Here is a 19,773-nt window from a genome sequence, read left to right as displayed (position 1 = left end):
TGCACCCGAGAGAGTGTGGGAGAGTAGGACACCGCCGGACAACACTCCAACGGGAAGGCCCCGCACCACCAGGTGCGGGGCCTTCCCCACTTAAACCACACCCCCCAACCGCGCCGGGCCGGCACGGGGCATCCAGCCCACAGCGGTAGGGTCGAACTATGAGTGGATTGTTCTCACACCCCTCCTCGGCGACGGAGCCGGCCGAGCGGGCGGCGTTGCACATGGAAGTCTCCGTGCCGGCTCCCCGTGATCATGCCTGGGCCGGACTGACCGAGCACCTGCATCTGTGGTGGCCCGCGGGGGAGCTGAGCCGATGGGGAGAGGACAGTTTCTTCGATCTGGAGGACAACGCCCTCGTGGAGACGTCCTCGCAGGATGACGAGAACGTCTGGGGTGAGATGGTCGACGGGCAGCCAGGACAATGGCTCGAGCTTCGCTGGAAGCACGTCGGCTCCACGTCGGCCACGCAGGTGCGGATGGAGATGGCGGAGGACGTCGAAGACGCGCTGGACCGCCCGGGTCGAGACCGCACCGCTGGGGACGGCCGAACGGACGACGCACCGGCCCGAACGCGCCTGACACTGATCCACAGCGGCTGGATGGCGGCGGATCCGCAGGACCTCTACGAGTTCTACACGAGCTTCTGGCCCGACACCCTCGCTCGGTACCGGCGCTTCATGGGCGGATCATGATGCACGCCTCGCTCCTCGACGAGCTGACGGCGACCCTGCCCGGCCGCGTGTCGACGACCTCCGCCGACCTGCTGGCATACTCCCGTGATCAGGGGCCGGTCCTGCACCCCACCCTGCCCAGCGCGGTCGTCCGAGCGCGTTCCGTCGAGGACGTGCAGGCACTGCTGCGATGGGCCACCCGCCACACTGTGCCCGTCGTCAGCCGTGGCGCCGGCTCCGGCGTCTCCGGCGGAGCGCACGCGACGCCGGGCAGCGTGGTCCTGTCGCTCGAACTCATGACCAGGATCGTCGAGGTGAACCCCGACGACGAGACCGCCGTCGTCGAGCCGGGCGTGATCAATGCCGACCTCAACGCGGCTGTCGCAGAGCACGGCCTGATGTACGCCCCGGACCCGGCGAGTTACCGCTGGTCGACCATCGGTGGGAATGTCGCGACGAATGCCGGGGGGCTCCGCTGCGCCAAGTACGGCGTGACCCGGGACTCGGTCCTCGCCCTCGACGTCGTCCTCGCCGACGGCACCCTCGTCTCGACGGGGCACCGGACGTTCAAGGGTGTTGCGGGATACGACCTGACCGCCCTCATGACCGGATCCGAGGGGACCCTGGGAGTGATCGTGGGCATCACGGTCCGACTGCGGTACCTGCCGCGCGAGGTGCACACCTTGGCGGCCTTCTTCGACGACTTCCCGCAGGCAGCGGCCGGCGTCCTCGCGATAGGTCGTGCCCGTGTGCAGCCCGCGATCCTCGAGCTCCTCGATGGTCGTACCCTCGAAGCGCTCGACGGCGCCCACGGCTCGGACCTCCGGCGACGGGGTGGGTCACTCCTCCTTGTCCGGACCGACGGCTACGGGGCGGCAGCCGAGGCCGAGGCCATCAGATCGGCCCTGGCCGCGCTGGGAGCGAGCGTCAGCGACGAAGGGTCGGAAGAGGCCGACCGCCTCGTGGACCTGCGGCGGCACAGCCGCGGGGACGAAGTCGACGACCTGTACCGGGTGGGCGAGGACGTCGCGGTGCCCAAGTCCCGACTGGTCCACTATGTGGCCGATCTGGAGGCGATGGCCGTGCGCCATCGGGTCCGGCTGAAGGTGGTCGCCCACGCCGGGGACGGCAACCTCCACCCGACGTTCTGGGTGGAGCGCAGCGAGGGGGAGCAGGCACGGCAGCGGCTCGAGGATGCGCTGGACGAGTCGGTGCGGCGTGCCCTCGACCTCGGCGGGACGATCACGGGCGAACACGGCGTCGGGCAGTACAAGCGCAGGTGGCTGGCCTGGGAACAGTCGTCGGAGATCCTCGATCTGCAGGCGCGGATCAGGCAGGTCTTCGACCCGCTCGGCATCCTGAATCCGGGGAAGGCGATCGTCTCCTGATTGTTGCGCCGCAGTTCCGGATGCCGCCTGTTGCCCAGTGATACTGTTCAAGAAATTGCCGGAAAACTCCGTCTTTTTCCATCTCTTCCCCTGGGGGCAGCATGTCTGACAACAATCCCGGATCGCAGGGCAACTCGCCCTACGGCCAGCAGAACCAGCCGCAATACGGCCAGAACCAGCCGCAGTACGGCCAGAACCAGCCGCAGTACGGCCAGAACCAGCCGCAGTACGGCCAGAACGAGGGATCGTACGGACAGCAGTCTGCATCGCCCTACGGCCAGCAGGGCCAGTACGGGTCGGGCTCGGGCAACTACCCCGGCCAGCAGGGTTACCAGGGGCAGCCCGCAGAGAACCCGGGCCGGACGCTCGGGATCGTCGGTCTCATTCTCGCCATCTTCCTCGCGCCGATCGGCCTCATCGTCAGCATCGTCGCCTTCGTGAAGTCGCGAAAGGCCGGCATGGGCAACGGACTCGCCCTGGCCGGGATCATCGTCGGGGCGCTCCTGACGATTCTCTGGACGGTCCTGATCATCGTGATCGCCAGCTTCGCGGCAGATCTTGCCCAGCAGATCATTCAGGCGTGCGAGGGCCAGCCGACAGGTACGCCGGTCACGGTACAGGGCCAGCCGGTCGAGTGCCCGTAGCGGCTCCAGTATGACGAAGGACCGGCAGCCATCGTGCTGCCGGTCCTTTCCTTATGCCTAGTTGTCCCCGTACTCCGAGTCCTCGTCGATGCCGATGGTCCTGGCGTCGGCCGTCAGCATGATCTCCGCCTCGTCGCGCCGGTGGCGCAATTCGTCGTCGAGGTAGGACTGCACGGCTTCGGCCATCGGTACGTTCCGGTCCTCGCGCTCGGACATGTACCACCGGTGTTCCAGCACCTCGTGCACCACCTCGGCGGGCTCGAGCTTCCCGCCGAGCTCGCGTGGAACGGCGCGGACGATGGGTTCGAACACCTCGTTCACCCAGAGGTGGGCGCTGAACTCCTCGTCCAGGGTGGGGTTGTTGTCTGCGCGGTAGGCGTCCATGTCGTTCAGGAGGCGCCGCGCCTGGTTCTCCTGCGCATCGAGGCCTGTCAGCCGGAGCAGACGACGGCTGTGGTGTCCGGCATCGACGACCTTGGGCTGCAGCTGGATCTGCGTGCCGTTCGCGGCCGTCTTGATCGCGTACTCCTCGACGTCGAACCCTAGCTCGTTGAGCCGCCGGATACGAGCGCCCACCCGCCAGCGTTCGCCGAGCTCGAAGGACTCCTTCTCGGTCAGCTCGCTCCAGAGGCGGCGGTAACTGTCCATGATCAGCTCGCTCGTCGCGAGCGGGTCCACCTTCTCCTCGATGAGTCCGCCCTCGGCGAGGTCCATCAGCTCGCCTGCGATGTTCACGCGCGCGATCTCGAGGTCGTACTCCCGCTGGCCGGTCGACAGCTCCGGGTAGAGCTCACCTGTCTCGGCGTCGACCAGATAGGCCGCGAAGGAACCGGCATCACGGCGGAACAGCGTGTTCGACAGTGAGACGTCGCCCCAGTAGAAGCCGATCAGGTGGAGGCGTACGAGGAGCAGCGCCTGTGCGTCGATGAGGCGCGTCAGGGTGTCCCGGCGGAGGGTCTGCGAGAACAGGGCACGGTAGGGCAGCGAGAACTTGAGGTGCCGGGTGACGAGGACCGGGTCGAGGTCCTCCCCCTCGGGCGTGGTGCGGCCGGAGATGACGGCGACGGGTTCGACACACGGCACATCCAGGCGCTGGAGCTTGCGGAGCATGTGGTACTCATGGCGGGCGATGTGCTCGCTGGTCTCTTTGACGGCGATCACGGACCCGCCGAGATGGGCGAAGCGCACGATGTGCCGGGAGATGCCGCGCGGGAGCGCGGCGAGTGCACTCGCGGGCCACTCCTCGAGGGCGATGTGCCAGGGGAGGTCGAGGAGTTCCGGGTCGGTGGCTGCCGCCGTGATGTTCAGGGACCCGAGACTCGGGGCCTCCGCGGAAGCGGGCCGCAGCCGCGGCAGCTTGCCGGTCTGGTCGTAGTCCGTCGGCTCGTCATGCCACTGGGCGTTCGAGGTCTCTGTCATGGTGCTGCCTTCGAGGTAGGGCTGGGATGGTCCTGGTTCAAGGGTAGTTGCCGTTAAACGAAGCGGTGGCGTCCGCCGGGTATCCAGGGGATGCCCGGCGAAGCCACCGCCGTCGTCGTACGTGGTGCGCAGTCCGCGAGGAGCTAGACCGTCTCTGCCAGGCGGAGACCGCTCGTCGTGTCGAACAGGTGCACGTGGCCCTGCTCGGGGCGGACATAGACGCTGTCACCCTTCATCGGCGGGCGGCGGCCGTCGACGCGGACGACCATGTCGTGGTCCTTGCCGTCGAGCGTGGTGTGACCGTAGATGTAGGCGTCGGCGCCGAGTTCCTCGACGACGTCGACCTCGACCTGCAGGCCCTCGCCGGTGCTGCTGAGGACGAGGTCCTCGGGCCGGACACCCAGGGTGACGGTGTTGCCGGCGGCCGCGTCCAGGACGCTGCTCGGGACCGGGTAGACGATGCCACCGAAGAGGACGCCGCCGTCGGCCACGGGCAGTTCGAGGAGGTTCATCGCGGGAGAGCCGATGAAGCCGGCCACGAAGACGTTCTTCGGGCGCTCGTAGAGGTTGCGGGGGGTGTCGACCTGCTGGAGGATTCCGTCCTTGAGGACCGCGACACGGTCACCCATGGTCATGGCCTCGACCTGGTCGTGCGTCACGTACACCGTGGTGACTCCGAGGCGGCGGGTCAGCGAGGCGATCTGGGTGCGGGTCTGCACGCGCAGCTTCGCGTCGAGGTTCGACAGCGGCTCGTCCATGAGGAAGACCTGCGGGTTACGGACGATCGCACGGCCCATGGCGACACGCTGGCGCTGACCGCCGGAGAGTGCCTTCGGCTTGCGGTCGAGGTAGTCCTCGAGGTCGAGGAGCTTCGCGGCCTCGCGGACACGCCCCGCACGCTCTTCCTTCGAGACACCGGCGATCTTGAGCGCGAAGCCCATGTTGTCGGCGACCGACATGTGCGGGTAGAGAGCGTAGTTCTGGAAGACCATCGCGATGTCGCGATCCTTCGGGGGGACGTCCGTGACGTCGCGGTCACCGATGAGGATGCGACCGGAGTTGACGTCCTCGAGGCCGGCCAGCATTCGCAGGGAGGTGGACTTCCCGCAGCCGGAGGGTCCGACGAGGACGAGGAATTCGCCGTCGGCGATGTCGATGTTCAGCTTGTCGACGGCGGGCTTCTCGGTGCCCGGGTACAGGCGCGTGGCCTGGTCAAACGTTACCGTTGCCATGGTGTTGGTTCCTTTTCACGGGCAGGTACGTGCCCGACGATCCGTAGTGAATGGAAAGATATTCAGTTGGAGTGCGCGACCCGCCAGCAGTACCGGTGACGTCGGTCACGCTTCCGTAGTATGACACGTTCCCCGGGATGACGCATCCGCCGTCCGCAGGGCCACCAGCTCCTCGAGGACCGCGGTGAAGTCCTCCGGGGAATCGACCGTGAAGGACGCGGCGGTGGGGCCCGGCCCGATCCGCACGCCGACGTCGCCCGGACCGAGCGTGCGCTGGGCGTCCTCGTCCGTGACGTCGTCTCCCGCGAACAGGACCGCCGTGGCGCCCGTCGCCTCCCGCAGCAGGGCGAGTCCCTGGCCCTTGTCCGCCCGGACCACCGAGATCTCGAGGACGCGCTTCCCATCGGTGATGCTCAGCTCCCCGAGTGCCGCGAGCCCCGTACGCGCTGCGCCGACTGCGGCATCGGCGACGTCGTCGGTTGCGGTCCTGGTGTGGAGGACGACGCCGGCCGGCTTGTATTCGACGAGGGTCCCCTGATGCCCTGCCGCCGTCCGTTCCACGACGTCGACGGCTCGCCGCAGGAGCTCCTGCTGTTCCGGGGTGAGGGCCAGGGGTGCGCCGTCGGGTCCGGTCCAGGTCTCGGCGCCATGGCTGCCGATGAGCATGGTCTCGGCCGGAGGCTCCGCGACGATCCGGAGACTGTCGAGGGCGCGGCCGGAGATGAGTGCCGTCGTCGTGTCAGGGAGGGCGGCCAGCGCGCGGAGGGCCGCGGCCGACGCCGGAAGCGCGCGGGCGTCCTCGGCGCGCTCCACCAGCGGTGCGAGTGTGCCGTCGAAGTCCAGCGCGACGAGCAGGTGCGGTGTCGAGGAGAGGGCTCGGAGCGCTGCGCCGAGCCCGGCATCAGTCACCATCGGTGGGGCTCCCGGAGTGGAGGGCGTCGAGGAAGGCGTGCGACCAGCGCTCGACGTCGTTGTGGACCACCTGACGCCGCATGAGCCGCATGCGCCGCATGGCTTCCGCCTTCGGCATCGAGATGGCGGAGATGATCGCGCTCTTCAACCCGTCGATGTCGTGCGGGTTGACGAGGATCGCCTGGCGGAGGGTGTCCGCGGCTCCGGCGAACTCGCTCAGGACGAGCATGCCCGTGTTGCCGGTGCGGGCGGCGACGTACTCCTTGGCCACGAGGTTCATGCCGTCCCTCAGGGCGGTGACGAGCATGACGTCGGCGGCGAGATAGAGCGCCACCATCTCCTCCACCGGATAGCTGTGGTGGAGATACCGGATGGCGGTGTTCTTCATGGTGTCGTGCGTGCCGTTGATCCGGCCGACGGCACCCTCGATGTCCTCACGCAGGATCCGGTACTGCTCCACGCGCTCGCGGCTCGGGCTGGCCACCTGGATGAGGGCGGCGTCCTCGACCGTGATGGCGCCGTCCTCGAGCAGTTCCCCGTAGGCCTTGAGCCGGTGGCCGATGCCCTTCGTGTAGTCGAGGCGATCGACGCCGAGGAGGATGTGCTGCGGATCGCCCAGCTCGCGCCGGATCTCCTTCGACCGCTCGATCACGTCCGGACGCTGCGCCAGCTCGGTGATGGACGCGGTGTCGATGGAGATGGGGAACGCCTCGGCCCGCGATACGTAGGCCGACGTGCCGTCGTCGCCTGCAGGCACCTGCACCTGCTGGGCCTTGATCGTGTAGCCCTTGAAGCGGCGCACGCAGCGGAGGAAGTTGCTCGCGTCGCTGGGGCGCTGGAAGCCGATCAGGTCCGCGCCGAGGAGCCCCTCGATCACCTGTCGGCGCCACGGGAGCTGTGCGTAGATCTCCAGCGGCGGGAACGGGATGTGGTTGAAGAAGCCGATCTTCAGATCGGGCCGGGCCTCCCGCAGCATCCGGGGGACGAGTTGCAGCTGGTAGTCCTGCACCCAGACCGTCGCCCCCTCCGCTGCCACGGACGCGGTCGCCTCCGCGAAGCGCTCGTTCACCCTGCGGTAGGAATCCCACCAGGTGCGGTGGAACTCGGGGGAGGCGATGACGTCGTGGTAGAGCGGCCACAGGGTGGCGTTGGAGAAACCCTCGTAGTACAGCTCCACCTCCTCCGCGCTGAGCGGCACCGGGACGAGGCGCATGTTGGCTTCGTCGAACGGCTCGAGCGTCTCGTCCGGAGCTCCGTGCCAGCCCACCCAGGCGCCGTCGGCCTTCGCCATCACCGGCGCCAGTGCCGTCACCAGGCCGCCCGGGGAACGGCGCCACGCGCTGGCGCCGTGCTCGTCGACGACGCGGTCCACCGCGAGCCGGTTGGACACGACGATGAAGTCGAAGTCGCCGAACCCGCCGTCCGTGGAGAACGTCGGGATGACCCCTGGCGTGGTCGAAGGTTGTGCTGCGCTCAAAACGGGCTCCATCGCGGTAGTTGGTCTTCCACGTGACTCTATCGGGTCGTGCTCCCCGCGGTCCGGCGTCCCAGGGGGCTTGAAGCAACGGCCGATAAACTGTCGCCACCGCACGGCCGACGAAGAGGACTGATGGCACCCGCACCCGCACGCAAACCGACCAAAGCCGAACGCGCCGCCGCCGGCCGTGAACGCGAGCGCCTGGCGCGCGAGGAGCAGCAGCGCAAGGACCGCCGGAACGGGTTCCTCGCCCGGTGGGGGGTCGTGGTGGCAGCCCTCGTCGTCGTCGCGGTCATCGCCTTCGTGGTGGTCGACACCGTGCGAGGACGGGTCCCCGATGCCGGGCCGGCACCACAGGGTGGCAATGCCCAGGGTGGCATCACGCTCCTGTCGAGCACGGACACGGCGCCGACGGGGACCGACGCGGTCGACGTCGCGACCCTGCCCGGGGAGCCCGCCGCCGAGGGGACGGTGCCGGAGGGCATCACCTCCGTCACCAACGGCCCCCTGCAGGTGGTGGCCTACGTCGACGTCAACTGCGTGCACTGCGCGGACTTCGAGGCGCGGCACTCCGAGCAGATCCTCTCGTGGCTGGACGGCGGCGAGATCACCTTCGAGTACCGGACCGTGGCCTACCTCGACCGCACCAGCAGCACCGAGTACTCCTCCCGCGCTGCGAACGCCGTCGCCTGTGTGGCCGATTCCGCGCCCGAGGTGTACTTCGACGTCAACCAGCGGTTGTTCGCGCACTACGAGCAGGGGGAGCTCGACGACGACGGCCTCGTGGCGCTCGCCGCGGATGCCGGCGCGGGGGACATCTCGTCCTGCGTCGAGGACGGTACCTTCCGGCCCTGGGTGAAGTACACGACCGAGGCAGCACAGGCCGCGGCGGTCGGCGGAACGCCCACCGTGTACGTGAACGGTGAGGTGGTGCCGAACGCCGTCGAGGATCTCGAGACGGCGGTCCAGGCGCAGTTGGATGCGCGCGGCTGATTTCCCGCGGTGCCGGGGCTGGGCTACCCTTATTGAGCGCTGGCGTCACCTCCCCCTCGGGAGGGCGGCGGCGCCGCTGGCCCGGTCAGCACGCCTCCTTAGCTCAGTTGGCCAGAGCACCGCTCTTGTAAAGCGGGGGTCGTCGGTTCGAATCCGACAGGGGGCTCCATCCGAACCCTCCTGACCAGCAGAACCCCTGGCAGGAGGGTTCTGCCATGTCAGAGCTGCCCGTCTCGGCAGCCGGCTGCAGCCGCGCATGCCTGACGGCGTCCTCGGCGCGCTTCGTACAGTTCGACGGCGTCCCGCTCAGCGATCGTCGGCAGGCCGGTTCCGGTCGTCCTTCCCCATCCCCGCATCGCGGGGCGGCCGATGGGACGACGTCGTGCGTCGCCGTTGCTCCGCGACGCTCTGCCTTCGGTGGAGGCTCGCGAGTTCGCGCTCCATCTTCCGGTAGCTGAGCCAGCGCCGTTCCTCCAGCACGCCCGACCCGATGGCCGCGTGCACGGCGCAGCCCGGTTCGCGGTCGTGGGCGCAGTCCCGGAAACGGCAGTCGGGGAAGAGCGCCTCGACGTCCCCGAACACCTCCGACAGCCCGTCCTCGGCGTCCCACAGGGCGAACCCCCGGAGTCCCGGCGTGTCCATCACGACGGCGCCGTCGCCGAGAGGAACCAGCTCCCGCGCCGTCGTCGTGTGCCTGCCCCGGCCGTCGCCGGCCCGCACCGCTCCCGTGTCCTGCCGGTCCTCGCCGGTGAGCGCGTTGATCAGGCTCGACTTCCCGGCGCCGGACGGCCCGAGAAGGGCGAGGGTCTGCCCTGTGCCGATCCGCCCGCGCAACTCCTCGAGACCGTCGGCTGCCTCCGCCGACGTCGTGAGTACCTCCACGCCGCGCACGCGGGCGATCGTCTCGGCGACGACGTCGTCGAACCGGGTGCTCAGATCGGCCTTCGTGAGGATGACGATCGGCACGGCACCCGAGTCCCAGGCCGCGACGAGGGTCCGTTCGAGTCGATTGGTCGACAGCGGCCGGTCGAGGGGGACGACGACGCCGACCAGGTCGATGTTGGCGCCGAGGACCTGGGCCTGGGACGAGGGGTCGAAGGCGCGCTTGCGCTGCAGGGTGGACCAGCGGGGCAGGGCACACACGACGGCCGGGGACCCGCCGTCGTCCCGCACCCCGACCCAGTCGCCGGTGACGAATCCGCCGTCGCCGTCGAGGTGGAGGAGGCCCTGAGGCCGGGCGAGCAGGACGCGGCCGCGATCGGCCCGGATGACCCGGGCCGGCAGTGTGCCGGCCGTGGGTGCGAAGGAGGAGAAGAGACCGTCGACGCGGTCGGTGAAGCCGTACTGCACGAGAGTGTCCAACGTAGGTCCTCTGCTGAGGGCCTCCCACGGGCGCGGCTAGTGCGGGAGAGGGAGGGAGGCGGGGCGGATCAGGGCGGCGGCGCACTGCGCAACGTCAGGGACCATGACTCCACCTCCTCCTACGGATCGCGGCTCGGGGAACCGGCGGACCCCCATGCTAGTCCTGTCCGTGGTGGTGGGACCAGGACCGGAGATGATCAGGCGGAGGTCTTGTCCGCCTTCGCCGCGGCCCTGCGCTCGGCCCTGCGCCTCTCCCGGGCCAGATCACGCCGGAACTTCTCGTCGTCGACCGCGGAGTTCCGGCTCATCCCCATCACCCACACGACGATGAGGACCACCGCGAGCAACCAGACGACGATCCCGGCGCCGAGGAGGAGGGCGATCTGCAGGACGGTCATGGCACTCCTCTCGTCATGGGCGGCCGCGAACACAGGTGCTCCATTGTCCCAGAGTGCGGGCGGTGTGTCAGGTACTGCTCCCGCGTCGGGGTCCGAACGCCCCGTGGACGTGTCGGTGTCAGCCGCGCTGGTCGGGGCCCTGGGCCTCCACCTGTTCCGCCTCGCGCTCCTCGGTGCCGGCGGCCGAGGTGGTCGGTCCCGGTTCCATGCCGTCGCGCTCGCGCCAGCCGCCCGTGCGGTAGGCCGGCGTCCCGACGGCGAGGACCATCAGGGTGAGTGACACGGCGACGAGCATCACGCACACCATGGCCACCGAGTCGCCGCCGAGGAGACCGACGAACGGGCTGACGAGTCCCGCCACCCCGGACTGGAGGGAGCCGATGACGGCGGCGGCGGTGCCGGCCATGTGCCCGTAGTTGTGCAGTGCGAGGACCGAGGCGTTCGCGGGGATCATGCCCTGCGTCCCCAGGACGAGCCACAGGCCGGCGACGAGTCCGACGATTCCGCCGAAGCCGGTGAGCGCGATGGCCAGGAGGACGAGGGCGCAGACCATCTGCACGATCACGGAGATCCTGAGGACCCGGATCGGTGCGGCGCGGCGCACGAGGGCCGCATTGAGCTGGGCCGAACCGACGATCGCCGCGCCGTTGAGCGCGAACACCGCGGCGAACTGTCCCTGGTCGAGGCCGTACTCGTCCTGGAAGACGAAGGGGGAGCCGACGACGTAGCTCATGATCACGGCGAGCCCGAGGCCGGGAATCACCGCGAGGGCCATGAAGTGCCGGTCGCGGAGCAGGGCCGCGTAACCCCCGGCGACCTGTCGCGGGTTGCCCGGGCGCCGCTGGTCCCGCGGCAGCGACTCCGGCATGAACCTCCAGACGATCAGGACGAGGAAGAGCCCGATCAGCGCGAGCGCGTAGAACACGGCCCTCCACTGCCACGCACCGGAGATGGCCTGCCCGACGGTCGGCGCGAAGAGCGGCGCCACTCCGATGACGAGCATCAGCCGGGACAGCAGCCTGGCCGCGTCCGAGCCCACGAAGCGGTCGCGGATGACGGCGATGGCCACGACCGACGCGGCGGCATTGAAGAAGCCCTGGCAGACGCGCAGCCCGATCAGCGTCTCGATGTCGGGTGTGATGGAGCACAGGACGGACGTCACGACGTGCAGTGAGATGCCGATGAGGAGCGGCAGGCGCCGTCCGAACCGGTCGGAGAACGGTCCGATGACGAGCTGGCCCACGCCGGCCCCGATCAGCATGCCGGACATCGTGAACTGCGCTGCGGCCTGCGTCGTCCCGAGGTCCTCCGCCACGACGGGCAGGGACGGGAGGTACATGTCGGTGGTGATCGCCGGCAGCGCGGCGAGGGCGCCGAGCATCAGTATCCACTTGATGCTCGAGCGCCGTGTCGGAATGGTCCCGGTTCCTGCCGTCCTCGCTGTGCTCACCCTGAAACCCTAGGCGGATCGTTGACCGACCGAACAGGTCTTTGGGGAAGGCTCTTCATCGGATGATCCTTCTGGACAGGGATCGTGTCCCGGGCTAGCGCGCCGGCAGCCGGTGCAGTTCGGCCTCGACCCCTCGTGGGTCGATGACGGCGGTCATGTAGGTGCAGAACGGCTGGCGGCGCCGGTCGGTGGGGGAGCCCGGATTGAGCAGCCTCAGCCCGGAGTCGGCGGAGGTGTCCCACGGGATGTGGCTGTGGCCGAACACCAGGACGTCGACGTCGGGGTAGAGCGCAGCCATGCGTGCTTCGCGCCCCTGCTTCTGGCCCGTCTCGTGCACGACGGCGAGGCGTACGCCGTCGAGCTCCGCCCTCGCGACCAGGGGCAGCCGCGCCCGGAGGCCGTCGCCGTCGTTGTTGCCGTAGCAGGCGATCAGGTGGTCGGCGCGGGACTCCAGTTCGTCCAGCAGGGCTTCCTCGGTCCAGTCCCCGGCGTGCACGACGACGTCGGAGGACTCCACGGCGGCCCACACCTCCGCAGGGAGCTCCTTCGCGCGCTTGGGCAGGTGCGTGTCGGCGAGCAGCGTCAGGGTGAGGGGCATGCAGCCATTGTCGGTGGTCCCCCCGTACCAGTGACAAGTGGAGGGCCCTGTGCCATGCTTTCGTAAGCACGCTTACTAATGATGCGGGACACCGCGAGGAGGCAGCAATGCAGATCGACAAGTCGCAGATCATCGAACTGTTGAAGAGCCAGGGCAAGGACGACCACGCCGACCAGGCCGGGTCCGAACTCCCGGACCGGGTGGATCCGGAGCAGCACGCGGACCTCCTCGCACGGTTCGGCATCACCCCGAAGGATCTGCTGGGCAAGATCCCCGGCCTCGGCGGCTTCGGCGGTTAGACACCCCGGCGCATGGGCGCCACCAACGAGTGAAGGAGCCGGTCATGGATACGAGTCAAGTGGTGTGGATCGTCGTCGGGGTCGTCGTCCTCCTGGCCGTCATCGCCGACAGGCCCAGGAGAGGCAGACGGATGCGCAGGGGCTTCGTGAGAAGGTGACGCACCACCATCAGGAGGCCGACTCGATCGATCCCGACATCCCGAAGGACGGCGATCCGCGACAGGGCCGGTGATGATCGGCCGGTCGGGACAGGCACGATGACTGCCACGGTGACTGACACGGTGACCGTGGTCATCACGGGCGCGTCGAGCGGTATCGGCCGGGCGACGGCGCGACTGTTCGCGGCGGACGGAGCCCGGCTCGTCCTCGCCGGGCGCGACGCGCGGACGCTGGAGACGGTGGCCGCCGAGTGCCGCGGCAGGGGGGCCGCGGTGATCGTCGTGCCCACGGACGTCGGCATCGAGGACGACGTCGACCGCCTCGCCGACGCCGCCGTCCGCACGTTCGGCGGTATCGACGTCTGGGTGGGCAACGCCTCGCTGTACAGCTTCGGCACCTTCGAGCAGACGCCATCGGAGGTCTTCGACCGGATCATCGACGTCAACCTCCTGGGCCAGGTGTACGGGGCGCGTGCAGCCCTGCGGGTCTTCCGCACCCAGGGCCGGGGGGTCCTGGTGTCCGTCGCGTCGGTCTACTCGAGAATCACCTCGCCACTCGTCGGCCCCTATGTCACCAGCAAGTTCGGGCTCCTCGGTTTCCTGGAGGTGCTCCGGATGGAGCTGAGGGACGCGCCCGGGATCCACGTCTGCGCCGTCCTGCCGGCCACGATCGACACACCCATCCACCAGCATGCGGCGAACTACACCGGTCATCCCGTCCGCCCGCTACCGCCGGTCACGGACCCGGTCAGGGTGGCCCGGGCGATCGTCCGCGTCTCGCGCCGTCCCCGCCGCCTGGTGCAGGTGGGCCGGATCCAGTCGGCATTCGTCTACGCCCGGGCGCTGGCACCGGCCGTGTACGAGCCGGTGGTCGCCCGCGCCTACCGCACGCTCGCGGTGAAGAAGGGCTCGGCGGCGGCAGCGCCGGGCAACCTGTTCGAGCCGGACCGGACGCTCACCGGTGTCACGGGCGGCTGGCGGCTCCTGTCGTGGCTCCGGCGCACTCCCGGCGGTTGATGCCGGTCCGGACAGCGGCCTGCCGGGCCGGCGGGCACGCTCGCCGCACAGCATGCCCCCCGGGGCGCTGTCAATGTGAGGGACACGACGTTCGCCCGCGAGCGTCGCGCCACGGGCGCACCTCCATAGTTGAGGTATGAATCAATGGCAGGGCCTCCTGGCGCAGTGCGCCCGGGGTATGGGGTTCGATCGCGGGCGCAGACGGGCGGCCTACGCCCTCGCGGGAGTCGGGGTCTTCTGGGCCGTGGGGCTGCTCGGCGGTCTGCGGATCCTGCACACCGCGTCGTCGCCCATGACCACGCTCGTCCTCCTGTACGTGATGCTCGCCGTCGTCGCGCTGTCCCTGGTGGTGGCGGCAGCAGCCGTGGCCGAGCTCGGGCGGCAGGCAGCCGAGAGGCGTCGGCGCTAGGCACCGACGCCTCCCCGCCGCGGGGGCCGGCTAGCGGGTGACGACGACGTGCTCGTTCGGCACGCAGTGCGTCATCGTCAGGCCCTCGACATCCCGCGGACCGTTGCTGCCCAGGTTCTTCAGGCGCTCCAGCTCCTCCTCGGACAGGGTCTGGCTGGCGAGCGGCGGCAGGTCCTTCACGTCGGCCAGTCCGACCCCGAGTCCCTCGCCGACGCGGGCCCCGAGTTCGTCGTCGACCAGGTAGAAGTGCCAGACCATGCGCTCCTGCACCGCACGGGCCGCCTGCCCGATCAGCGTCACGAAGTTGGCGACGAGATCGTCCTTCTCCCACTGCTCGAGCAGCTGGTACCGCTGGCCCGCCTGCAGGTAGTCCTGGGTGAGCGGGATGCGCTGGCGGGTCAGGCGCCCGGAGATCTCCGGGCCCTGCTCGTCATGCGTGGGGTACTCGCCCTCCCGGAGGCCCCCGGTGATCGACGGCTCGTAGTTCACGTGCGGGTTCTGCCCCGGAGCGAGGTCGGTGCCGTAGGACATCTGGCCGCCGCGCTGGTTGGTGTGGACGGGGGCGTTCTTGGCGGAGTTCACGGGCAGCTGCAGGTAGTTCGGGCCCACCCGGTAGCGCTGCGTGTCGCTGTAGCTGAACGTGCGTCCCACGAGCATCTTGTCGTCGGAGAAGTCCAGTCCGTCCACGAGCACGCCCGTGCCGAAGGAGATCTGCTCGTTCTCGTTGTGGTGGTCGGTGACGTTCCGGTTGAGCGTCATGGTCCCCACGAGCTTCGGCTCGAAGTCCTGTTCCGGCCAGGTCTTCGTGTCGTCGAGCGGATCGAAGTCGAGTTCGGGGTGGTCGCGGTCGTCCATCAGCTGCACGTACAGGTCCCACTGCGGGTGGTCACCGCGCTCGATGGCCTCGTAGAGGTCCCTCGAGGCATGACCCAGGTCCGTCGCCTGGATGTTCGCGGCGTCCTCCTCGGTGAGGCTCCTCACCCCCTGCCGCGGCTGCCAGGTGTATTTGACCAGCTTGGTGTCACCGTCCGCGTTGACCCACTTGTAGGTGTTCACCCCGAAGCCCTGCATGGAGCGGTAGTCGGCCGGGATGCCGCGTGGGCTGAAGAGATTCACGAGCATGTGCATGGACTCGGGCGTCTGCGACATGAAGTCGAAGATGCGCGCCGGGTCCTGCCGGAAGGTGATGGGATCCGGTTTCAGCGAGTGGATGACGTCGGGGAACTTGATGGCGTCGCGGATGAAGAACACGGCGAGGTTGTTGCCCACGAGGTCCCAGTTGCCGTCCTCGGTGTAGAACTTGACGGCGAAACCGCGCGGATCGCGGGCCGCCTCGGACGAGTCCCTGCCGCCGATGACGGTCGAGAAGCGGATGGCGACGTCGGTCTTCTTGCCGGGCTCGGAGAACAGCTTCGCGCGCGTGTACGCGGCGATGGGCTCGTCGCCCCACATCCCCGTCGCCTCGAACTCGCCGAACGCCACGAACCCGCGGGCATGGACCACGCGTTCGGGGATGCGCTCGCGGTCGAAGTGGCTGATCTTCTCGAGGAACTGGTAGTTCTCCAGGGTCGCCGGGCCCCGGGCCCCGACCGTGCGGGAATTCTGGTTGTCGTAGACCTGGTGGCCCTGGCGGTTGGTCAGTACTGCGCGGTCATCGCCCTCGGCGGGCGGCTGGCTGGCGACATCGGTCATGGGGTTCTCCTCACAGCGGCCTCTGGTTCCCTGCGGCGACGAGGGTCGGCAGCGCCCCGCACCGGATTTCGACGCTACCGAAGGCCGGGACGGGCGGCAACCACCGTATCGGCCTGGCCGTATCGCTTCCCATGGGCGGTGTTAGGCCCCTTCAGGTCCCTGCTCGATCTCGGCGTACCGCTGCAGCAGGGCGGCTGCCCCGCTCTCCGGTTCGCCGGCCAGAGCGGTCCGCATCGGGTCCAGCTTGGCCTCTCCGGCAGGGAAGGGCGGGAGGAGGGGTACGTCCGGGTCCGTGACGACATCGAGCACGAAGGGCCGGTCGGCAGCGAATGCCCGCCGCCACGCGTCGGCGAGGGACTCCGGATCCGCCACCCTCACGCCGTCGAGCCCGAGCAGGCGCGCATGCGCCGCGAAATCGACGTCGGGCAGGGCCTGGCTGTCCTCGAAGCGGGGTTCGCCCTCCATCTCCCGCTGCTCCCAGCTGACCTCTGCGAGGTCGCGGTTGGACAGGACGCACACCACGAAGCGGGGATCCGGCCAGCTGCGCCAGAGCTTCGCGACGGTCACGAGTTCCGCGAGACCCGCCATCTGCATGGCGCCGTCACCGGCGAGCACGACGACGGGGCGCCGGGGGTGGGCGAGCTTCGCGGCGATCCCGTAGGGGACCCCGGCACCCATGCAGCCGAGCGTGCTGGACAGGTGGGCGGGCACCCCGCGGGGCAGCCGGAGCTGCCGTGCGTACCAGTAGACGCAGCTCCCGACGTCGACCGCGACCTGCGCGTCGCCCGGCAGCACGGCGTCGAGTTCGTGCACCACGCGCTCCGGGTTCACGGGACGGGCCGGCACCAGGGCCCGTTCCGTGGCGATCCGGTGCCATCGGCGCACCTGCTCCTCGACCTCCCGGCGCCAGCTGTGGTCCTGCTGGCCGTGCAGCAGCACCAGCAGGGCGGTCAGGGTCTCCGCCGCGTCACCGTTCAGTGCGACCTCGACGGGGTAGCGGTTGCCGATGGCTTTCGGGTCGATGTCGATCTGGACGGCACGGGCCTGGCCCGGCGCGGGGTAGTACTCGGTCCAGGGATCGTTCGATCCGATGATGAGCAGGGTGTCGCAGTTGCCCAGGAGGTGGGCGCTCGCCGTGGTCCCGAGGTGCCCCATGGTGCCGGTGGCGTGGGGCAGCGATTCATCGACGTAGGGCTTGCCGAGCAGGCTCGTGGTGATGCCCGCCCCCAGCCGCTCGGTGACGGCGAGGACCTCCTGCTGGGCATGGGCAGCGCCCTGCCCCACGAGCACCGCGATCTTCCGGCCGGCGTTCAGGACGGCCGCCGCGTCATGCAGGTCCGTCTCCCGGGGCGACACGCAGCCCATGGACCACACGGGCGACGACGGCACCACGCCGTGCTCGTGGGGTGTCCTGGGAGCTGGAGCCTGCTGGACGTCGTGCGGGAGGATGACGACGGCGGGCGACCGCGTCGCGAGAGCTGTCTTGAAGGCGCGGTCGAGGACCATGGGCAGCTGCTGGGGGCCCGCCACCTGCTGACGGAACTCGGAGGCCACGTCCTTGAACAGGCTGAGGAGGTCGATCTCCTGCTGGTACGCAGACCCGAGCACCGTCTGGCTCTGCTGCCCGACGAGCGCTACGACGGGCACGCTGTCCATCCGCGCGTCGTACAGTCCGTTGAGGAGGTGGACCGCGCCCGGCCCCTGGGTGGCGGTGACGACCCCGACCCCGCCCGTGTACTTGGCGTGTGCCACGGCCATGAAGGCGGCAGCCTCCTCGTGGCGCGCCTGCACGAAGGCCGGACCCCCTGCCCGCCGCAGTGCACCGAGCAGGGGGTTGATGCCGTCGCCGCTGTAGCCGAAGATCCGGTCCACACGCCATGCGGTGAGGTGGCGGACGAGGAAGTCGGCCGCCGTGTCCTCCGCCACCGGCTAGACCGCTGCCGGTACTTCGGGGCCGGTGGGCCAGCGGAGGAGGGCGGCGATCGGCTTCTCCTCGAGGGCGCCGGACGGATACATGGTGACCTGGGCGTCCGTGAGAGCGGCGGCGCGCAGCAGCGCGGACACGGCGGGCACGTGGCCGAGCACGCCGGCACCGGCGGTCTCGGCCTCCGACGCCGCGACCCATGGCGCTGCATCGAGGGCCAGGAGGGTCTCGCCGTCCCAGGCCGTGGTCTCGAGGAGCAGGGATTCCACCTGCGCCTGCTGCAGGGCGGTGATGACGGCTCCGCGACCGATGGCGGAGGTCCTCGTGCCCTGGCCTTCCTTCTCGGCCAGACGCTCCAGGAGGGTGTGCTGCCGGTCGGCCAGCGTGAGCGCCACGAGCTGCTGGACCTGCTCGAGGAACGTCTCCTCGTCCGCGCCGTCGGCGCGCGTGTTGCTCTCGATGATGCTGAGCTTGGCCCGGGACTCCTGCGACACCTCGTCATGGACCAGCTGCCGCGCGCGGATGTCACCCGCCACGATGATGAGCTGCGCGTCGTGCTCGGCAGCGATGCGGTCGATCTCGGATGCGACCTCGCGGGAGTTCATCTTCCAGACCTTCTCGGCATGCTGCTGCATGCGCCTGTGCGCCCAGCCGCCGCTCCCGAGCTTGCGGGTGTGGTCGGTGTCCCCCTCGACCGTCATGTCCGGTCCGCCCGCCATGAGGTGGGCCTCATCGCCGTCGGCATACCGCAGGTACACCTCACCGCCGTGGTGCCCGACTTCGGCCACGATATAGGCGAAGTCCTCGGGCGTGTGCCGGACGAGGGGAGTCAGGTCGGGGATCGGGCCGGTCGCGGTCACGGTCAGGCCCACCAGGTTCCCGGGGAGGAACTCGTTGACCACGGCCTGTCCGTCGTTCACGAGGAGGTAGCGCGTCACCGGGTCGGGCAGGCCCTTCGCTGTGGTGCCGAGCGCGGCGACCGCCGCCTCCACGTCCTGTTCCGGAGCACCGGCGTCCTTCATCTCCTGGGCGACGCTGCGGGGGAGGATCTCGTCGTTGGCCAGGCCGTCCACGGTACCGGTGCTGCCCTCCACATAGATGGTGGTCCATGGGCCGGGCCGTTCGAACAGATGGGCGTGGTCTTTGAGTACGTGCGTCACGAAGATCCCCTGTCATGTCGGTGGTTCGTCCGGCGCGGGTGTCAGCGCCGGAATACTAAGGACACTGATGGTCTATCACCCGGGGCTGGTTGCTGAGAAGGACCGATTGGTCTGCCCCCGGGCTTGAAAAACGCTCGGCACGCGTGGGCGGCGGCGGGTAGCGTGGGTGCATGCTCACAGTTCCCGAGAATTTCCCACCCGCCTACGTCAGCTATCTCGAAGCCCAGGACGAGGGCTTCGCCGAGACGGTGCTGATGGTCATGAAGCAGTCCGTCGCGGAGGGCAAGCACGGCATCCTGATCAGCAACCAGGCTCTCGACCGGGGAGCCGAGACGTCGAAGGAGATCCCCTTCGGCGAGGTCGTCGAGGGCACGCGCTGACCGGAGGTCGGTAGCGCGGCCCCTCGCGGTCCGGAACGCAGAAGCGGGGGGGGGGGGGGGGGGGGGGGGGGGGGGGGGGGGGGGGGGGGGGGGGCGGGGGGGGGGGGGGGGGGGGGGGGGGGGGGGGGGGGGGGGGGGGGGGGGGGGGGGGGGGGGGGGGGGGGGGGGGGGGGGGGGGGGGGGGGGGGGG

General features: G+C 69.6%; 19 protein-coding genes and 1 tRNA gene. 9 read left to right on the top strand and 11 right to left on the bottom strand.

The window, feature by feature from the left end:
• The first annotated feature begins 158 nt into the window (after positions 1-158).
• The 3 genes from AC0Z9V_RS17870 to AC0Z9V_RS17860 all read left to right on the top strand — a co-directional run bounded on the left by AC0Z9V_RS17870 (position 159) and on the right by AC0Z9V_RS17860 (position 2,703).
• Complete coding sequence (locus AC0Z9V_RS17870) at positions 159-692, top strand: SRPBCC family protein (protein ID WP_485142348.1); 534 nt, start codon at positions 159-161, stop codon at positions 690-692.
• Positions 692-2,059 carry an FAD-binding oxidoreductase gene (locus tag AC0Z9V_RS17865; RefSeq protein ID WP_485142349.1) on the top strand — a complete coding sequence of 456 codons (1,368 nt, stop codon included), beginning with the start codon at positions 692-694 and terminating at the stop codon, positions 2,057-2,059. Before AC0Z9V_RS17870 ends, AC0Z9V_RS17865 begins: the two co-directional genes overlap by 1 nt.
• A gap of 101 nt (positions 2,060-2,160) precedes the next feature.
• The gene (locus AC0Z9V_RS17860) at positions 2,161-2,703 is read left to right on the top strand and encodes a DUF4190 domain-containing protein (RefSeq protein WP_485142347.1); all 543 of its coding nucleotides are present in this window, start codon (positions 2,161-2,163) and stop codon (positions 2,701-2,703) included.
• Positions 2,704-2,760: 57 nt separating this feature from the next.
• On the opposite strand, the gene AC0Z9V_RS17855 is transcribed toward AC0Z9V_RS17860, so the two are convergent.
• From AC0Z9V_RS17855 to AC0Z9V_RS17840, 4 genes are all read right to left on the bottom strand, one after another.
• Positions 2,761-4,122: a DUF4032 domain-containing protein gene (locus AC0Z9V_RS17855; RefSeq protein WP_208740546.1), complete on the bottom strand. Its 1,362-nt coding sequence runs from the start codon at positions 4,120-4,122 to the stop codon at positions 2,761-2,763.
• 143 nt (positions 4,123-4,265) lie between these two features.
• Positions 4,266-5,354, bottom strand: coding sequence for an ABC transporter ATP-binding protein (locus AC0Z9V_RS17850; RefSeq protein WP_485142346.1), 1,089 nt, complete (start codon positions 5,352-5,354; stop codon positions 4,266-4,268).
• Between the two features lie 105 nt (positions 5,355-5,459).
• Entirely contained in the window at positions 5,460-6,266 is an 807-nt protein-coding gene (gene otsB / locus AC0Z9V_RS17845) for a trehalose-phosphatase (RefSeq protein WP_485142345.1), read from the bottom strand.
• Positions 6,256-7,755, bottom strand: a complete 1,500-nt coding sequence (locus AC0Z9V_RS17840; protein ID WP_485142344.1) for an alpha,alpha-trehalose-phosphate synthase (UDP-forming) — start codon at positions 7,753-7,755, stop codon at positions 6,256-6,258. Before AC0Z9V_RS17840 ends, otsB begins: the two co-directional genes overlap by 11 nt.
• A gap of 120 nt (positions 7,756-7,875) precedes the next feature.
• Here AC0Z9V_RS17840 and AC0Z9V_RS17835 point away from each other — a divergent pair, with 120 nt between their 5' ends.
• Positions 7,876-8,736, top strand: a complete 861-nt coding sequence (locus AC0Z9V_RS17835; protein WP_459269518.1) for a DsbA family protein — start codon at positions 7,876-7,878, stop codon at positions 8,734-8,736.
• A 92-nt stretch (positions 8,737-8,828) separates the two neighbouring features.
• Positions 8,829-8,905: transfer RNA gene (locus AC0Z9V_RS17830), tRNA-Thr, on the top strand.
• 137 nt (positions 8,906-9,042) lie between these two features.
• Here AC0Z9V_RS17830 and rsgA read toward each other — a convergent pair.
• From rsgA to AC0Z9V_RS17810, 4 genes are all read right to left on the bottom strand, one after another.
• Entirely contained in the window at positions 9,043-10,098 is a 1,056-nt protein-coding gene (rsgA, locus tag AC0Z9V_RS17825; protein ID WP_485142343.1) for a ribosome small subunit-dependent GTPase A, read from the bottom strand.
• A gap of 197 nt (positions 10,099-10,295) precedes the next feature.
• On the bottom strand, positions 10,296-10,496 hold the full coding sequence (locus AC0Z9V_RS17820) for a hypothetical protein (protein ID WP_459269520.1): 201 nt from the start codon (positions 10,494-10,496) through the stop codon (positions 10,296-10,298).
• A 118-nt stretch (positions 10,497-10,614) separates the two neighbouring features.
• Positions 10,615-11,946: a multidrug effflux MFS transporter gene (locus tag AC0Z9V_RS17815; RefSeq protein ID WP_485142342.1), complete on the bottom strand. Its 1,332-nt coding sequence runs from the start codon at positions 11,944-11,946 to the stop codon at positions 10,615-10,617.
• A gap of 94 nt (positions 11,947-12,040) precedes the next feature.
• Positions 12,041-12,544: a metallophosphoesterase family protein gene (locus tag AC0Z9V_RS17810; RefSeq protein WP_133083136.1), complete on the bottom strand. Its 504-nt coding sequence runs from the start codon at positions 12,542-12,544 to the stop codon at positions 12,041-12,043.
• Between the two features lie 107 nt (positions 12,545-12,651).
• Here AC0Z9V_RS17810 and AC0Z9V_RS17805 point away from each other — a divergent pair, with 107 nt between their 5' ends.
• The 3 genes from AC0Z9V_RS17805 to AC0Z9V_RS17795 all read left to right on the top strand — a co-directional run bounded on the left by AC0Z9V_RS17805 (position 12,652) and on the right by AC0Z9V_RS17795 (position 14,427).
• Entirely contained in the window at positions 12,652-12,843 is a 192-nt protein-coding gene (locus AC0Z9V_RS17805; protein ID WP_208740554.1) for a hypothetical protein, read from the top strand.
• A 269-nt stretch (positions 12,844-13,112) separates the two neighbouring features.
• Positions 13,113-14,018 carry an SDR family NAD(P)-dependent oxidoreductase gene (locus tag AC0Z9V_RS17800; protein WP_485142341.1) on the top strand — a complete coding sequence of 302 codons (906 nt, stop codon included), beginning with the start codon at positions 13,113-13,115 and terminating at the stop codon, positions 14,016-14,018.
• A 136-nt stretch (positions 14,019-14,154) separates the two neighbouring features.
• On the top strand, positions 14,155-14,427 hold the full coding sequence (locus AC0Z9V_RS17795) for a hypothetical protein (protein WP_133083140.1): 273 nt from the start codon (positions 14,155-14,157) through the stop codon (positions 14,425-14,427).
• Between the two features lie 30 nt (positions 14,428-14,457).
• On the opposite strand, the gene AC0Z9V_RS17790 is transcribed toward AC0Z9V_RS17795, so the two are convergent.
• The 3 genes from AC0Z9V_RS17790 to AC0Z9V_RS17780 all read right to left on the bottom strand — a co-directional run bounded on the left by AC0Z9V_RS17790 (position 14,458) and on the right by AC0Z9V_RS17780 (position 19,203).
• Positions 14,458-16,119 carry a catalase gene (locus AC0Z9V_RS17790; protein ID WP_485142340.1) on the bottom strand — a complete coding sequence of 554 codons (1,662 nt, stop codon included), beginning with the start codon at positions 16,117-16,119 and terminating at the stop codon, positions 14,458-14,460.
• Positions 16,120-16,260: 141 nt separating this feature from the next.
• Entirely contained in the window at positions 16,261-18,045 is a 1,785-nt protein-coding gene (locus tag AC0Z9V_RS17785) for a thiamine pyrophosphate-requiring protein (protein WP_485142339.1), read from the bottom strand.
• Between the two features lie 3 nt (positions 18,046-18,048).
• Positions 18,049-19,203 carry a baeRF2 domain-containing protein gene (locus AC0Z9V_RS17780; protein WP_485142338.1) on the bottom strand — a complete coding sequence of 385 codons (1,155 nt, stop codon included), beginning with the start codon at positions 19,201-19,203 and terminating at the stop codon, positions 18,049-18,051.
• 170 nt (positions 19,204-19,373) lie between these two features.
• On the opposite strand from AC0Z9V_RS17780, the gene AC0Z9V_RS17775 reads away from it, so the two are divergent.
• Complete coding sequence (locus AC0Z9V_RS17775; protein ID WP_133083144.1) at positions 19,374-19,583, top strand: hypothetical protein; 210 nt, start codon at positions 19,374-19,376, stop codon at positions 19,581-19,583.
• The last annotated feature ends 190 nt before the right edge of the window (positions 19,584-19,773 follow it).

Source organism: Arthrobacter sp. UYP4 (assembly GCF_057291175.1).
This window is presented reverse-complemented; position numbering and strand designations above follow the sequence as displayed.

Coding starts and splice junctions, on each gene's coding strand:
- AC0Z9V_RS17870 (WP_485142348.1), top strand. CDS start 159: ATGAGTGGATTGTTCTCACACCCCTCCTCGGCGACGGAGCCGGCCGAG.
- AC0Z9V_RS17865 (WP_485142349.1), top strand. CDS start 692: ATGCACGCCTCGCTCCTCGACGAGCTGACGGCGACCCTGCCCGGCCGC.
- AC0Z9V_RS17860 (WP_485142347.1), top strand. CDS start 2,161: ATGTCTGACAACAATCCCGGATCGCAGGGCAACTCGCCCTACGGCCAG.
- AC0Z9V_RS17855 (WP_208740546.1), bottom strand. CDS start 4,122: ATGACAGAGACCTCGAACGCCCAGTGGCATGACGAGCCGACGGACTAC.
- AC0Z9V_RS17850 (WP_485142346.1), bottom strand. CDS start 5,354: ATGGCAACGGTAACGTTTGACCAGGCCACGCGCCTGTACCCGGGCACC.
- otsB (WP_485142345.1), bottom strand. CDS start 6,266: ATGGTGACTGATGCCGGGCTCGGCGCAGCGCTCCGAGCCCTCTCCTCG.
- AC0Z9V_RS17840 (WP_485142344.1), bottom strand. CDS start 7,755: ATGGAGCCCGTTTTGAGCGCAGCACAACCTTCGACCACGCCAGGGGTC.
- AC0Z9V_RS17835 (WP_459269518.1), top strand. CDS start 7,876: ATGGCACCCGCACCCGCACGCAAACCGACCAAAGCCGAACGCGCCGCC.
- AC0Z9V_RS17820 (WP_459269520.1), bottom strand. CDS start 10,496: ATGACCGTCCTGCAGATCGCCCTCCTCCTCGGCGCCGGGATCGTCGTC.
- AC0Z9V_RS17810 (WP_133083136.1), bottom strand. CDS start 12,544: ATGCCCCTCACCCTGACGCTGCTCGCCGACACGCACCTGCCCAAGCGC.
- AC0Z9V_RS17805 (WP_208740554.1), top strand. CDS start 12,652: ATGCAGATCGACAAGTCGCAGATCATCGAACTGTTGAAGAGCCAGGGC.
- AC0Z9V_RS17795 (WP_133083140.1), top strand. CDS start 14,155: ATGAATCAATGGCAGGGCCTCCTGGCGCAGTGCGCCCGGGGTATGGGG.
- AC0Z9V_RS17790 (WP_485142340.1), bottom strand. CDS start 16,119: ATGACCGATGTCGCCAGCCAGCCGCCCGCCGAGGGCGATGACCGCGCA.
- AC0Z9V_RS17775 (WP_133083144.1), top strand. CDS start 19,374: ATGCTCACAGTTCCCGAGAATTTCCCACCCGCCTACGTCAGCTATCTC.